Source organism: Paenibacillus sp. cl123 (genome assembly GCF_900101595.1).
GTDB lineage: Bacteria > Bacillota > Bacilli > Paenibacillales > NBRC-103111 > Paenibacillus_G.
In genome coordinates this window covers 399,265-412,735 of record NZ_FMYY01000003.1, presented here as the reverse complement: position 1 = coordinate 412,735, position 13,471 = coordinate 399,265, and the positions used below count along the sequence as shown (strand labels likewise).

The 13,471-nt window shown below is 57.1% G+C and carries 11 protein-coding genes; 2 read left to right on the top strand and 9 right to left on the bottom strand.

All coding sequences use genetic code 11. The features are described 5' to 3' along the window. Window positions 1-5: 5 nt before the first annotated feature. The 7 genes from pyrE to pyrR all read right to left on the bottom strand — a co-directional run bounded on the left by pyrE (window position 6) and on the right by pyrR (window position 8,903). Entirely contained in the window at window positions 6-665 is a 660-nt protein-coding gene (gene pyrE / locus BLR08_RS08500) for an orotate phosphoribosyltransferase (protein ID WP_072328749.1), read from the bottom strand. A 72-nt stretch (window positions 666-737) separates the two neighbouring features. Further along, the gene (pyrF, locus tag BLR08_RS08495) at window positions 738-1,484 is read right to left on the bottom strand and encodes an orotidine-5'-phosphate decarboxylase (protein ID WP_072328748.1); all 747 of its coding nucleotides are present in this window, start codon (window positions 1,482-1,484) and stop codon (window positions 738-740) included. A gap of 119 nt (window positions 1,485-1,603) precedes the next feature. Further along, window positions 1,604-4,819, bottom strand: a complete 3,216-nt coding sequence (gene carB, locus BLR08_RS08490; protein ID WP_072328747.1) for a carbamoyl-phosphate synthase large subunit — start codon at window positions 4,817-4,819, stop codon at window positions 1,604-1,606. Next, window positions 4,806-5,987: a carbamoyl phosphate synthase small subunit gene (locus BLR08_RS08485; RefSeq protein ID WP_072328746.1), complete on the bottom strand. Its 1,182-nt coding sequence runs from the start codon at window positions 5,985-5,987 to the stop codon at window positions 4,806-4,808. Before BLR08_RS08485 ends, carB begins: the two co-directional genes overlap by 14 nt. A gap of 99 nt (window positions 5,988-6,086) precedes the next feature. After that, window positions 6,087-7,370 (bottom strand): dihydroorotase, encoded by a 1,284-nt coding sequence (locus BLR08_RS08480; RefSeq protein ID WP_072328745.1) that lies wholly within the window; start codon window positions 7,368-7,370, stop codon window positions 6,087-6,089. A gap of 55 nt (window positions 7,371-7,425) precedes the next feature. Beyond that, window positions 7,426-8,331, bottom strand: coding sequence for an aspartate carbamoyltransferase catalytic subunit (locus BLR08_RS08475; RefSeq protein WP_072328744.1), 906 nt, complete (start codon window positions 8,329-8,331; stop codon window positions 7,426-7,428). Further along, window positions 8,328-8,903, bottom strand: coding sequence for a bifunctional pyr operon transcriptional regulator/uracil phosphoribosyltransferase PyrR (gene pyrR, locus BLR08_RS08470; RefSeq protein ID WP_072328743.1), 576 nt, complete (start codon window positions 8,901-8,903; stop codon window positions 8,328-8,330). Before pyrR ends, BLR08_RS08475 begins: the two co-directional genes overlap by 4 nt. Before the next feature lie 453 nt (window positions 8,904-9,356). Here pyrR and dapD point away from each other — a divergent pair, with 453 nt between their 5' ends. Further along, window positions 9,357-10,073, top strand: coding sequence for a 2,3,4,5-tetrahydropyridine-2,6-dicarboxylate N-acetyltransferase (gene dapD, locus BLR08_RS08465; protein ID WP_072328742.1), 717 nt, complete (start codon window positions 9,357-9,359; stop codon window positions 10,071-10,073). Between the two features lie 159 nt (window positions 10,074-10,232). After that, complete coding sequence (locus tag BLR08_RS08460) at window positions 10,233-11,408, top strand: N-acetyldiaminopimelate deacetylase (protein ID WP_072328741.1); 1,176 nt, start codon at window positions 10,233-10,235, stop codon at window positions 11,406-11,408. Window positions 11,409-11,477: 69 nt separating this feature from the next. On the opposite strand, the gene BLR08_RS08455 is transcribed toward BLR08_RS08460, so the two are convergent. Both BLR08_RS08455 and BLR08_RS08450 read right to left on the bottom strand, forming a co-directional pair. Continuing rightward, the gene (locus BLR08_RS08455; RefSeq protein ID WP_072328740.1) at window positions 11,478-11,906 is read right to left on the bottom strand and encodes a hypothetical protein; all 429 of its coding nucleotides are present in this window, start codon (window positions 11,904-11,906) and stop codon (window positions 11,478-11,480) included. A 384-nt stretch (window positions 11,907-12,290) separates the two neighbouring features. Further along, window positions 12,291-13,451, bottom strand: a complete 1,161-nt coding sequence (locus BLR08_RS08450; protein ID WP_176835470.1) for an aminotransferase A — start codon at window positions 13,449-13,451, stop codon at window positions 12,291-12,293. Between the last annotated feature and the right edge of the window lie 20 nt (window positions 13,452-13,471).

Below are 13,471 nucleotides of genomic sequence, written 5' to 3'. Positions count from 1 at the left end.
CAAACTCAAGCCTTGCCGTATTCGCTCGGATTGGCTCTCCAGGCTTGCAGCGCCGCCACATCCTGCTCTTGGATGCTGCCTTGCGCCAGGGCGACGTTCACCAGCGTCGAGTAGTTGGTCAGCGTCTCGAACGGGATGCCCGCGTTCTCGAAGGCTTCCTTCGCTTTGTCGAACTGGTAGGAGAAGATGCCCAGCACGGACAAAGCTTCCGCTCCGGCGTCATTGACAGCCAACGCTACTTTCAGCGAGCTGCCTCCTGTGGAGATCAGATCCTCGATGACGACCGTCTTCTGTCCGGGCTTGATCGCACCTTCGATCAGATTCCCCTTGCCATGTCCCTTCGCCTTATCGCGCACGTATACCATCGGCAGGCCCAGCTTGGACGCTACCCATGCCGCATGAGGGATGCCTCCCGTTGCCGCTCCGGCGATCACCTCGGCATCGGGAAAGTTTTCGCGAATCAAGGAGACGAAGCCGTCAGCGATGCGTTCGCGAATCTCCGGATAAGAGATGGTCAGACGGTTATCGCAATAAATCGGCGACTTCAATCCCGAGGTCCAGGTGAATGGCTGCTGCGGACGAAGCGCTACCGCTCCGATCTTCAGCAGGTCGGCGGCAATTTGTTCGGAAAGCTGCGGATTCGTACGGATCGTAGTTGAACTCATTGAGTCATCTCTCCTTAGAGTCAAATGGAAATTTGTCAACAGCTCTCGGACCCCATGTCCAAGGCAGTCTGATCAGATCTGGGGAACCGGCACCGAAGCAATAATGGCCTCCAGCGCCGCTCTCGGGTCCGCTGCTTGTGTGATCGGACGGCCGATCACCACATAGTCCGTGCCTTGAGCAAATGCTTCGGCCGGCGTCATGATGCGCGACTGATCGCCGATATCCGCGCCTGCCGGACGAATGCCAGGCGTCACGGTGACAAACCCCGCTCCGCACGCTTGCTTGATAAGGCCAACCTCCAGCGGCGAAGCCACGACGCCGTCAAGACCGGACGAACGTGCCAGCTCTGCGTACCGGACAACCGTGTCCTCCACGCTTCCGGCAATGCCGATTTCGTCGTTGAGCATCGCCTGATTCGTGCTTGTCAGCTGCGTGACCGCGATCAGCAGCGGGCGCTTGCTCCCCGCTCCGCTACCGGCCAGCGCCTTGTCTACGCCTTCGCGCGCCGCCTCCATCATCTGCCGGCTGCCAAACGCATGCACATTGAACATGTCCACGCCAAGTCTGGTGATGCTTTCAGCTCCGCCTTTGACCGTATTCGGGATGTCATGCATCTTCAAGTCCAGAAACACATGGTAGCCTTTCTCTTTCAAGCCGAGCACGAATTGGGGGCCTGCACTGTAGAACAGCTGCATCCCCACCTTCATATAGCAGGGGATTCCTTCCAGCGAGCGCACCAGTTCATCGGCCTTCTGTGCATCGGGATAATCGAGAGCCACAATTATTCGCTCAGTCACGGATGTCCTATTTTCACTCACAGCTTCTCCTCCTCCAGTTCATCGTACGCCTGCCGCGGCTTGCAGCAGCGACTCCAATCAAGAGAGTAGCACAGGCCCGGACGGGCGCTGTGCTACTATGTTAAGCGATGCTTGCCTGTTTATCCATGATGTGCCGGCATAGCCGTCGACTGGAAGTAGATGGACTCGAGCACGTGCAGCAGTGCCTTGACCGTATCCAGCGAGGTCATGCAGACTACGCCGTTCTCGACCGCCTCGCGGCGAATCCGGAAGCCGTCGCGCTCCGGTGTTTTGCCTTTGGTCAGCGTATTGACCACGAAGTGGGCCTCGCCGTTGCGGATCAGATCCAGAATGTTCGGCGAGCCTTCGCTCAGCTTGTTGACGCGAGTCACGCGAAGACCTGCTTCCTCCAGCGCATCGGCCGTGCCGCCCGTCGCTACGATGCGGTAGCCGAGGGTGAAGAAGCCGCGCAGAATCTCGGTCGCTTCCGCCTTATCCTTGTCCGCGACCGTTGCAATGATAGCTCCTGTCGGCGGCACCTTCATGCCCGAGCCGATCAGACCTTTATACAGAGCTTTCGCGAAGGTTTTGTCGCGTCCCATAACCTCGCCCGTCGACTTCATCTCCGGACCGAGCGTCGTGTCTACGCGGCGCAGCTTGGCGAAGGAGAATACCGGCACTTTGACGGAGACATAGTTGTCTTCCGGCCACAGCCCTGTTTCATACCCCATGTCCTTCAGCGTTTCGCCCATGATGACGCGTGTCGCTACGTTGGCCATCGGAATCTTCGTAACCTTGCTGAGGAATGGCACCGTCCGCGAGGAGCGCGGGTTAACCTCGATAACATACACCTCGTCCTGGTAGATGACGAACTGGATGTTCACCAGTCCGACAACCTGCAGGCCGCGAGCAATTTTCGTTGTAATCTCGATAATTTTCGCCTTCAGCTCATCGGAGATCGTTTGCGTCGGATAGACCGCGATCGAGTCGCCGGAGTGAACGCCTGCGCGCTCGATATGCTCCATGATCCCCGGGATCAGGACCGTCTCCTTGTCGCAGATGGCGTCCACTTCGACTTCCTTGCCTAGCATGTAGCGGTCGATCAGAACCGGATGCTCCGGATTGATTTTGACGGCATACTCCATGTAGCTCAGCAGCTCCTCATCGGAGTAGACGATCTCCATCGCCCGGCCGCCCAGCACATAGGAAGGACGGACAAGCACCGGATAGCCGAAGTTCGCCGCCATGCCTACCGCCTGGTCGACCGAAGTGACCGTTCCGCCAGGAGGCTGAGCGATGTCCAAGCTGCGCAGCAGCGCTTCGAATTTCTTGCGGTCTTCCGCAGCGTCGATGTTCTCCAGGTCCGTACCGAGGATGCGCACACCGGCGGCGGCCAGCGGAGCGGCAAGATTGATTGCTGTTTGTCCGCCGAATTGGACGATGACGCCGATCGGCTGCTCGCGTTCGATTACGTTCATTACGTCCTCGAAGAACAGCGGTTCAAAGTACAGACGATCCGAGGTATTGAAGTCGGTCGATACCGTCTCCGGGTTGTTGTTGATGATGACCGCTTCATACCCGGCTGCCTGGATAGCCCATACCGCATGCACCGTCGAGTAGTCAAACTCGATGCCTTGTCCGATCCGGATCGGACCGGAGCCAAGTACGACGACTTTTTGTTTCGACGTTTCTTTCACTTCATCTTCCGTCTCATACGTCGAGTAGTAGTAAGGCGTCGTCGCTTCGAATTCGGCGGCGCAAGTATCGACCATTTTATAGACCGGCTTGATGCTTGCAGACAGGCGGTAAGCGCGGACTTCGGCCTCCTGGGTCAAGCTCAGTCCTTTATCGGCCCCGCGGCGCACTTCGGCGATCGCGCGGTCGGTGAAGCCTTTGCGCTTCGCTTCGAGCAGCAGCTCAGGGGTCAACTCAGGCGCCTGCAGCTCTTCTTCGAACTTGATCAGCCCTTCCAGCTTGTACAGGAACCACCAGTCGATCTTGGTCAGATCCTGCAGCTGCTGAACCGAGTAGCCGCGGCGCAGCGCTTCGGCGATCAGGAACATCCGCTCGTCGTCAGGCTTGATCAGACGGCTTTCCAGCGTAGCCTGATCGAGCATATCCGTTTCCTTGAGGAACAGGCGGTGGACGCCGATTTCGAGCGAGCGGATCGCTTTGTGGATCGATTCCTCAAACGTGCGGCCGATCGCCATGACCTCGCCCGTCGCTTTCATCTGCGTGCCGAGCTTGCGGTTCGCTGCCGTAAACTTGTCGAACGGCCAGCGCGGGATTTTCGATACGATGTAGTCCAGCGTAGGCTCGAAGCAAGCGTAGGTTTGACCTGTAACCGGGTTGACAATTTCGTCCAGCGTATAGCCAATTGCGATCTTGGCCGCCATCTTGGCGATCGGGTAGCCCGTTGCCTTGGAAGCCAGTGCGGACGAGCGGCTTACACGCGGATTTACTTCGATGACATAATATTGATAGCTGTGCGGGTCCAGCGCGAACTGCACGTTGCAGCCGCCCTCGATGCTCAGCGCGCGGATAATTTTAAGCGAAGCCGAACGCAGCATCTGATACTCGCGGTCGGACAGCGTCTGGCTCGGCGCTACGACGATCGAGTCGCCCGTATGTACGCCGACCGGATCGAAGTTTTCCATATTGCACACGACGATACAGTTGTCGTTGGCGTCGCGCATAACTTCATATTCGACTTCCTTCATGCCGGCGATGCTCTTCTCGATCAGACATTGGCTGATCGGGCTGTACCGGATGCCGGAAGCTACTGTCTCGCGCAGCTCCTCTTCGCTTGCGCAGATGCCGCCGCCCGTTCCGCCCAGCGTGTAGGCCGGACGCACGATGATCGGATAGCCGATTTCATTGGCGAAGGTCACAGCCTCTTCGACTGTCGTAACGATGACGCTATCCGGTACCGGCTGCTCCAGCTCGCGCATCAGATCGCGGAATAGATCGCGGTCTTCGGCTTTCTCGATCGCCGTCAGCTGCGTGCCGAGCAGCTTCACGTTCTCGCGCTCCAGTACGCCGGCGCGGGCCAGCTCAACGGCCATGTTCAGACCGGTCTGACCGCCCAGCGTAGGCAGCAGGCCGTCAGGACGCTCCTGACGGATGATTTGCGTGACGAATTCCAGCGTAATCGGTTCGATATATACTTTGTCGGCCATGTTCGTATCGGTCATGATCGTGGCCGGGTTGCTGTTGATCAGTACTACTTCATAGCCTTCCTCTTTCAAGGCTTGGCAGGCTTGGGTGCCGGCGTAGTCGAACTCCGCCGCCTGACCGATAACGATCGGTCCCGAACCGATGACGAGAATTTTTTTGAGTTCTTTATTTTTTGGCATAGGACAATTCTCCCTTCGAGTCGGTTGCGGCTGCTGCTGTCTTGGAAGCTTCGTATGCAGCAGCAATTTGCGCTTGGCGCGGCGCTTTAGGCGCATTCCGCTTATGATCGCGGATCATCGTCAGGAAGTCGTCGAACAGGTAGCTCGAGTCGAACGGACCAGGCGCCGCTTCCGGATGATACTGCACCGAGAAGGCCGGGTATTGCTTGTGGCGCAAGCCTTCGATCGTTCTATCATTGTTGTTGATATGCGTTACTTCAAGCTCCGTGCCTGCGATGGAATCCTCTTTGACCGTATAGCCATGGTTCTGGGAAGTAATATAGCAGCGTCCGGAGATCAGATCCTTTACCGGATGGTTGCCGCCGCGGTGTCCGAATTTCAGCTTCTCCGAGTCGGCGCCGCTCGCCAGCGCGAACAGCTGATGCCCCAGACAGATGCCGAAGATCGGGTATTCGCCGAGCAGGTCGGCAATCATCTTGACGGCATGCGGTACGTCCTTAGGGTCCCCAGGGCCGTTGGACAGCAGGATGCCGTCCGGCGCCAAGCGGCGAATCTGTTCGGCGGTCGCGTCCTGAGGCACGACGACTACGTCGCAGCCGCGCTTGGTCAGATCGCGCAGGATACCGCTCTTCGAGCCGAAGTCGACCAGCACGATGCGCTCCTTCGTACCCGGGGCGCTGAATACGGTTTTCGTGGACACTCGGGAAACTTGATCCGTCATCAGCGGGGAAGCCTTCATCTGCTCCAGCAGTTCTTCCACACGCTTGTTCGAGGTCGTCAAAATCCCTTTCATTACGCCGTGATGGCGAATGCGGCGGGTCAGCATGCGCGTATCTACGCCGCTTATACCGATAATCCCGTACTCCTGGAGCAGGCTGTCGAGGGAATATTCCGCTCTCCAGTTGCTTGGCACCGTTTCATGCTCGCGCACGACAAACCCGTGGATAAACGGGCGGATCGATTCGAAATCGTCGCGGGTAATGCCATAGTTGCCGATCAGCGGGTAAGTCATAGTCACGATCTGACCGCAGTAGGAAGGATCGGACAGCACCTCCTGATAACCTGTGATGCCTGTATTAAAGACGACCTCGCCAACCGAATCGCCAGTGCTTCCGAACGCTTTGCCGGTAAACAATGTACCGTCTTCCAACAACAATCTTGCTTGCATCGATCCTCACTCCTTCTTAGATGGTCCAGCTATAAGCTATATGTGCAGCGAACGGCCGTTCAAATCCGGTCATTCGCAGGTGTATCCGTTTCTAGCCGGCTATGCGCTCCAGACGATGCTTCCGTTCACCATGGTGAGTGTCGGCCAGCCTTGCAGCTTCCAGCCCGTAAACGGCGTGTTGCGGCCCTTGGAGGCAAATGATCCCGGATCGACCTCGCGTTCCGTCTCCAGATCGATCAAGGTCAGATCAGCCGGCTTGCCCTCTTCCAGCGTCCCCCATGGCAGGCCGAACACTTCGGCCGGCAGTCTGGTCATCTTGTCGACCAGAAATTCAAGCGTCCATTCGCCCGTCGCTACGAATTTCGTGTAAAGCAGCGGGAAGGCCGTCTCAAAGCCGACGATGCCGAACGGCGCCAGCTGCACGCCGCGCGCTTTCTCCTCTTCGCTGTGCGGAGCATGGTCGGTGACCACGATGTCGATCGTCCCGTCCAACAGCCCTTCGATGCAGGCTTGTACATCCCGCGGAGTGCGCAGCGGAGGATTCATTTTCCAGTTGGCGTCCATACCGGGGATGTCCTCGTCGGAGAGCAGCAGATGATGAGGACATACCTCGGCAGTCACCTTGATGCCGATCTGCTTGGCCTGACGGATCAGGCGCACCGACTGCTCGGTGCTGACATGGCACACGTGATAATGGACGCCGGTGGCCTCGGACAGCAGTATGTCGCGGCCGACGTGAATGGCCTCCGACTCGTTCGGAATGCCTTTCAGCCCATGCTTGCGGGAGAACTCCCCTTCTGTAAAGGCTGCTCCCTCGACCAGCGTGTTATCCTCGCAATGGGCGATGATCGGCATACCGATCGATGCAGCCTTGGCCATCGCATCCTTCATCATCTGGGCGCTCTGCACGCCGACGCCGTCATCCGTGTAGCCGATCACGCCTGCTTCCTTCAACGCGTCGAAGTCTGTCAGCTCGCGGCCGAGCTCACCCTTGGTGATACAGCCGTAAGGCAGTACCCGCACCACGCCTTCCGTCTCGGCTTTGTCCAAAATGTACTTGACCGTCTCGACCGTGTCGATAACCGGACGTGTATTCGGCATGCAGGCGATCGTCGTAAATCCGCCCTGGGCCGCCGACCGGGTTCCGGTTGCGATCGTTTCCTTATGCTCGAACCCCGGCTCGCGCAGATGCACGTGCATGTCGATCAATCCCGGCGTCAGCAGCCTGCCTGCCGCGTCGACGACCGTATGTCCGGCCGTATCCGGCGCTGCTTCTCCCGCTTCTGCGATTCGCGCTACAGTATTGCCCTCCACCAGTACGTGCTTGGTCGTCCGCTCATTGCCCGCTCCTACGACGCTCGCGTTCAGTATCCAAATGCCCATGAGAACCTCCGATTGGTAGTGTATATAAGTAGAAGCGTTGCAGCAACGCCCTCGCTTAGCTCAAAGCTCGTTCGATAACGGCCATCCGGATCGGTACGCCGTGACTCATCTGCTCAAAAATTTTCGATTTCTCGCATTCCACCAGCTCGTCGTCAATCTCCACGTTGCGGTTAAATGGCGCCGGATGCATGATGATTGCATGCGGGGCCATCCGCGCCGCGCGCTCGGCCGTCAGCCCGTACGCCGCCCGGTAGTCTTCGGCCGAGCCGAATACCGTGCCTTCATGACGCTCGAGCTGGACGCGCAGCATCATGACGACGTCCGCCTGCAGCGCCTCGTCGATCGTGACGTACGGCGCGTGCTCGGCAAGCTCCTCAGCCCGCATCGACTCCGGCGCGCAGAAGCTGACCTTGGCCCCAAGCGTTTGCAGCGCCCAAAGATTGGAACGGGCCACGCGGCTGTGCTGAATATCGCCGACAATGGCGACATTTAGCCCCTTGAGCTCGCCGAACTGCTTGCGCATCGTGTACAGATCGAGCAGCGCCTGTGTCGGATGCTCGCTGTTGCCGTCTCCCGCGTTGATCAGCGGAACCTTGATCTTGGTTGCCAGCTCCTGCAGCAGGCCGTTCGGCTTCATCCGAATGACACCGGCATCGATGCCCATCGACTCGAGCGTGCGGACCGTGTCGTAGATCGACTCGCCCTTCTGCACGCTGGATACCGCAGCCGCGAAGTTCAGCACCTCCGCGCCGAGCCTCTTCTCCGCGACCTCGAAGGAGAAGCGGGTTCTCGTACTGTTCTCGAAAAACATATTGGCGACGAACCGGCCTTGCAGATGACCCGTCACCTTGACAGGATACTGCTCCCAGTACGCTGCCCGGTCCAGGATGGAGATCAGTTCGCCCGAGCTTAACCCTTTCGTACCGAGCAGATGCTTGCTGGATTGAAGTAGCTGTGTCATGCGCTTGGCCTCCTCTGCCCTGTAATCAACACTTGGTCGGCTTCGTCCGACTCAACAAGCTGCACCTCGATGCTTTCCATCCGCGAGGTCGGTATGTTTTTGCCGACATAATCCGGACGGATCGGCAGCTCCCGGTGTCCGCGGTCGACAAGCACCGCGAGCTGAATCATCTGGGGTCTGCCGAGATCCATCAGGGCATCCATCGCCGCCCTGACCGTTCTGCCCGTGTAGAGCACATCGTCGACCAGAATAATTTTCTTGTTATGAACCGCCAGCGGCTCCGGTCCTTCTCCCGGGGCGTGGCTTCCGCTCAGCGCGGTGACCGACTCCAGCGAGACCCGGCGGTCGTCCCGGTATTCCGTAACGTCCACTTCGCCCACCAGCACGGACACCTCTTCTATCTCGCGAATTTTATCGGCGATCCGTCGAGCCAGATAAATGCCTCGGGTGCGAATCCCCATCAGGATGCAATCCTCGAATCCTTTGTTGCGCTCCAGTATTTCGTGGGCGATCCGGGTCAAAGCCCGGCGAATCGCCGTTTCATCCATCAAGACATGATCCGTTTGCTGCATGGCGTCCTAACCTCCTTACCATTCGCGCTATCGCAGTAAGCCAGCCGCAAGACATAAAAAAACCTTGCCAGGATGACAAGGTTGTGGGCGCGGAAAGAGAACATGTCCCCAGAAGGTTCCCTGCAGGCAGCACCTGCCGGAACACTACGAGTGTGACCGTTCCATTCTTCGTTCACCTTGTCAGTCTCACGGGACTGCATCTTAAAGGTGCTTTTTCAGTTATCAGCATTATCCCACGCCTGGCCCCGAATGTCAATAGATGTCGATTGTCTTTGGAACAACCCGCTGTTAAGCTCCTCTCCCCTCCTCAGCAACGCTCCCATGGAAGGAAATGTAACATCATTTCAGACAATTATTGCTTGAACCAGTCGAATATGCTATAAAAGATGTAGTTCGTTCGTCTATCGCTTGTCCGCAAGCGGTAACTTTACTGAGGGAGTGAAACACAGCAATATGTCCATGGAGATGAATACCGAAGAAGTCATCAATCTCATTAAAACCAGCAAGAAGAAAACACCCGTGAAGGTATATATTAAAGGAAACGATCTGGAAAATATCTCCTTCGGAGACGGTATTCAGGCTTTCGTATCCGGCAAAAGCGGCGTGCTGTTCGGCGAATGGACCGATATCAAGTCCGTCATCGACGAGCAGGGAGCGAAAATCGAAGATTATGTGGTAGAGAACGACCGCCGCAACTCGGCTATTCCGCTGCTTGACCTCAAAGGCATCAATGCCCGCATCGAGCCCGGAGCGGTTATCCGCGACATGGTCGGCATCGGCGATAATGCCATCATTATGATGGGAGCCGTTATTAATATCGGGGTTACGATCGGCGAAGGCACGATGATCGATATGGGCGCCGTCATCGGCGGACGCGTGCAGGTCGGCAAAATGTGCCATATCGGCGCTGGCGCCGTCCTGGCCGGAGTTATCGAGCCCCCTTCCGCACAGCCGGTCGTTATTGGAGACGATGTGCTCGTCGGCGCAAACGCTGTTATCCTTGAGGGAGTTCGCGTCGGCCAAGGCTCCGTCGTGGCCGCTGGCGCCGTCGTCACCGAAGATGTGCCTGAGTTCTGCGTAGTTGCGGGCACTCCGGCTCGCGTCATCAAGAAGGTCGACGATAAGACGAAGTCGAAAACCGAGATCTTGAAAGACCTGCGCACCCTGTAGTCCGCGCCAGGTGCTCAGTCAGCCCGGCGCTTACGGCGCGCCGGGCTTTCTTTTCGTAAGGCAAGTCGCAAGCAAGGCGGGGGCATCCAGGCTATGCCGGAACGTCTGTGCAGCTCGCAGCTCCACCCCCGCTTGATACCAAGGAGGTCGCAAACCCATATGACCGCAGCAGCAACCCCCGGCCGGTACGTGCAGATTCGGCGAGATCTGCACCAGATTCCCGAGCTGGGCTTCCAGGAATTCAAAACTCAAGCCTATCTGATGGCCTATATCGGCAGTCTGCCTCAGGACAGACTGGAGGTCCGCACCTGGCGCACGGGCATTCTCGCGCACGTGAGAGGAACGGGATCCGCGCCGCGCCGCAGGTACGGATACCGGGCCGATATCGACGCCCTCCCTATTCAAGAAGACACCGGATACGACTTTGCATCCACGCATCCGGGCATGATGCATGCGTGCGGACATGATCTTCATATGAGCATCGGCCTGGGAGTGCTTACTTATTTCACAGAGCATCCGATCGCAGACGATCTGCTATTTATATTTCAGCCGGCCGAAGAAGGGCCAGGCGGCGCGCTGCCTATGCTGCAGAGCGACGAATTCCGCGATTGGCGTCCCGATGAAATATTCGCCCTGCATATTGCGCCGGAATATCCGGTAGGGACGATAGCTGTCAAGCCGGGCATTTTGTTCGCGAATACATCGGAGCTGTTCATCGATTTGATCGGCAAAGGCGGACATGCCGCCTTCCCCCATAACGCGAACGATATGGTTATCGCCGCCTGCCAGCTCGTAGGGCAGCTGCAGACGATCATCTCGCGCAATGTCAATCCCCTGGATTCAGCCGTCGTCACCATCGGCAAGATCGACGGAGGAACGAAGCAAAACATCATTGCCGAGCGGGCTCGCCTGGAAGGAACGATCCGTACCTTGTCCGCCGCGACAATGAATCTGGTCAAATCCAGATTGGAAGCAGTAGTCAGCGGCATCGAGACCTCCTTCTCCTGTCGGGCCGAGATCGACTATGGCTCCAATTATCGGCAGGTCTACAATGAAGAGTCAGTAACGGCAAGCTTTATGGATTGGCTTCAGAATACGCAGGGCGAGCATGGCGTCACTCTGCACACATGCACGGAGGCCATGACTGGAGAGGACTTCGGCTATTTCCTCGAAGAGATTCCAGGCTTCATGTTTTGGCTTGGCGTCAATACGGCTTACGGGCTGCATCATGCCAAGCTTAAGCCCGACGAAGCCGCTATCGATGTCGCCATCGGCGTGATGACGCGGTACTTGAGCTGGCGTTCGGCGCCGGCTTCCACTGGGTCAGCCGAATAACTAAAAGCCCGGGAGCGTTTGCGTCTTCCCGGGCTTGTTTGGTATGGTTTTTATGACTTGTTGGCAGTCTTATTTCATTCGCCTTAGCCTGTCCATTTCGATGTCATGAACGCCTAGCTTGGCAGCTAGAAAATCCATGTCTTCCTTGCTTGCCGAGCGCTCCAGCTTCAAATGAATCAAATTCAGCATCGTCACCACATCCTGGCTGAATTCCGCTTCGTTTCTGTCCAGTTGCTCTTTCACTGACTCCAGTCCATCCTCTACCTTGCTTAAGCGCGCGCTGACAGTCGACAATTCCCCTTCGACTCGGTCCAGCCTGGTTAATACCTGGGCTTCAAAGCTTCCCTGCTTGTCCATCAGCACGCCAAGTCGCGCATCGAAGCTGTCCTGCCTGTCCACCAGCACACCAAGTCGCGCATCGAAGCTGTCCTGCTTTTCAGCCAATTTTTCTACTTTGCCGACTATTGTTTCAAGAATGAGCTTAAGCTCCCGGTCCATCGGTAGAAAGACCTCCCTGCGAAGACGTTAAGCTTATTTTAACACAGCCCTGCTCCTTAAACTATGGAACGATTATTTATCTTCATTTTCTAAAATTCACTATTTTTGTCGATTCTCATGATCGTCTCCCTGTAACTTGATAGGTTCGATCGACAGTCCGCATCTTTCCCGGGTTTAGAGCTACGACTTTACCGCTCGCTCCACATAATAAACAGCCAGCGTTATGCGACCAAACCTAGCTTACTGGTGGTATAGAGCAATCCGAACCACGAACTTCTACCTATGCTCCCGCATGAGCTCATCTTGAGAGGAGGTCCATCTGTTCTCCGGCTGCGTTTTCCTCCTTCCACCATCAGACCACCATCAGAAAAAAAGAAGCTGCCATCAAGCCTGCAGCTTCTTCACAAACGCCTCCAGCCGGTCCAGCCCGGCTTCGAGGACTTCCATCGCATACGCATAGGAAATACGGATATATCCTTCTCCGTAGCCGGAGAAGGCGTCTCCGGGCACGACGGCTACCTGATGCTCCTCCAGCAGCCGCATCGCGAAAGTCATCGACGGCAGACCGTACCGCTTGATGGAAGGGAACACATAAAAGGCGCCTTCCGGCTTGTCCAGCTCGAACCCCATCCCAATCAGCCGCTCATACGTATAGTTCCGCCGCCGGCGATATTCCTCTCTCATCGGCAGCGCGTCGTCCACCCCAGCCGTCAGAGCTTCAACAGCCGCATACTGGCTGATGGAGCTGGCGCATGTAATGTTGTACTGATGGACTTTGACCATATGCTGCGTGAGGTAGGCCGGAGCCAGCGTAAAGCCGATCCGCCAGCCCGTCATCGCATGGGATTTGGACAAGCCGTTGATAACAACGGTCTTCTCCCTCATCCCGCTTACGGATGCAAACGAACGGTGGCTCCCTTCGTAGATCAGCTCGCTGTAGATCTCATCGGAGATCACGAAAAGATTGCGATCCTCCAGCAGCTGCCCTAGCGCATCCTGCTCCTGTGGCGTCAAGATACGCCCTGTCGGATTGGATGGGTAACAAAGCACCACGCAGCGGGTCTTATCCGTCAAATATGGCTCCAGCAGTTCCGCTGTCAGCTTGAACCCGTTCGCCGACGTGTCCACGTAAACAGGAACGCCTCCACACAAGCGAACAAGCGGCTCATAACCCGGATAAATCGGTCCGGGCAATATAACCTCGCTGCCCTCAGTCAGCAATGTCCGCAGCGTAATATCCAAGGCTTGGCTTGCGCCGGCCGTCACGATAATTTCATCGGCCGCGGCATAGCTCAGCTTGTACTTGGCGCTGACGAAATCCGAGATCGCCTGACGCAGCTCGGGCAAGCCGGCATTGGGCGTATAAGTGGTACGATTGGTCGCGATAGCCTGCTTGCCGGCCTCCAGAATATGCTCGGGAGTCGGGAAGTCCGGCTGGCCGATCGTCAGCGTAATAGCTCCCGGATGGCGGGCGACCAGATTGGACATTTTCCGGATGCCGGATATTTCAATTTGCTTCACACGCGGGTTAATCAAATGTTCCAGTTGCTCCATCCCATGGCTCC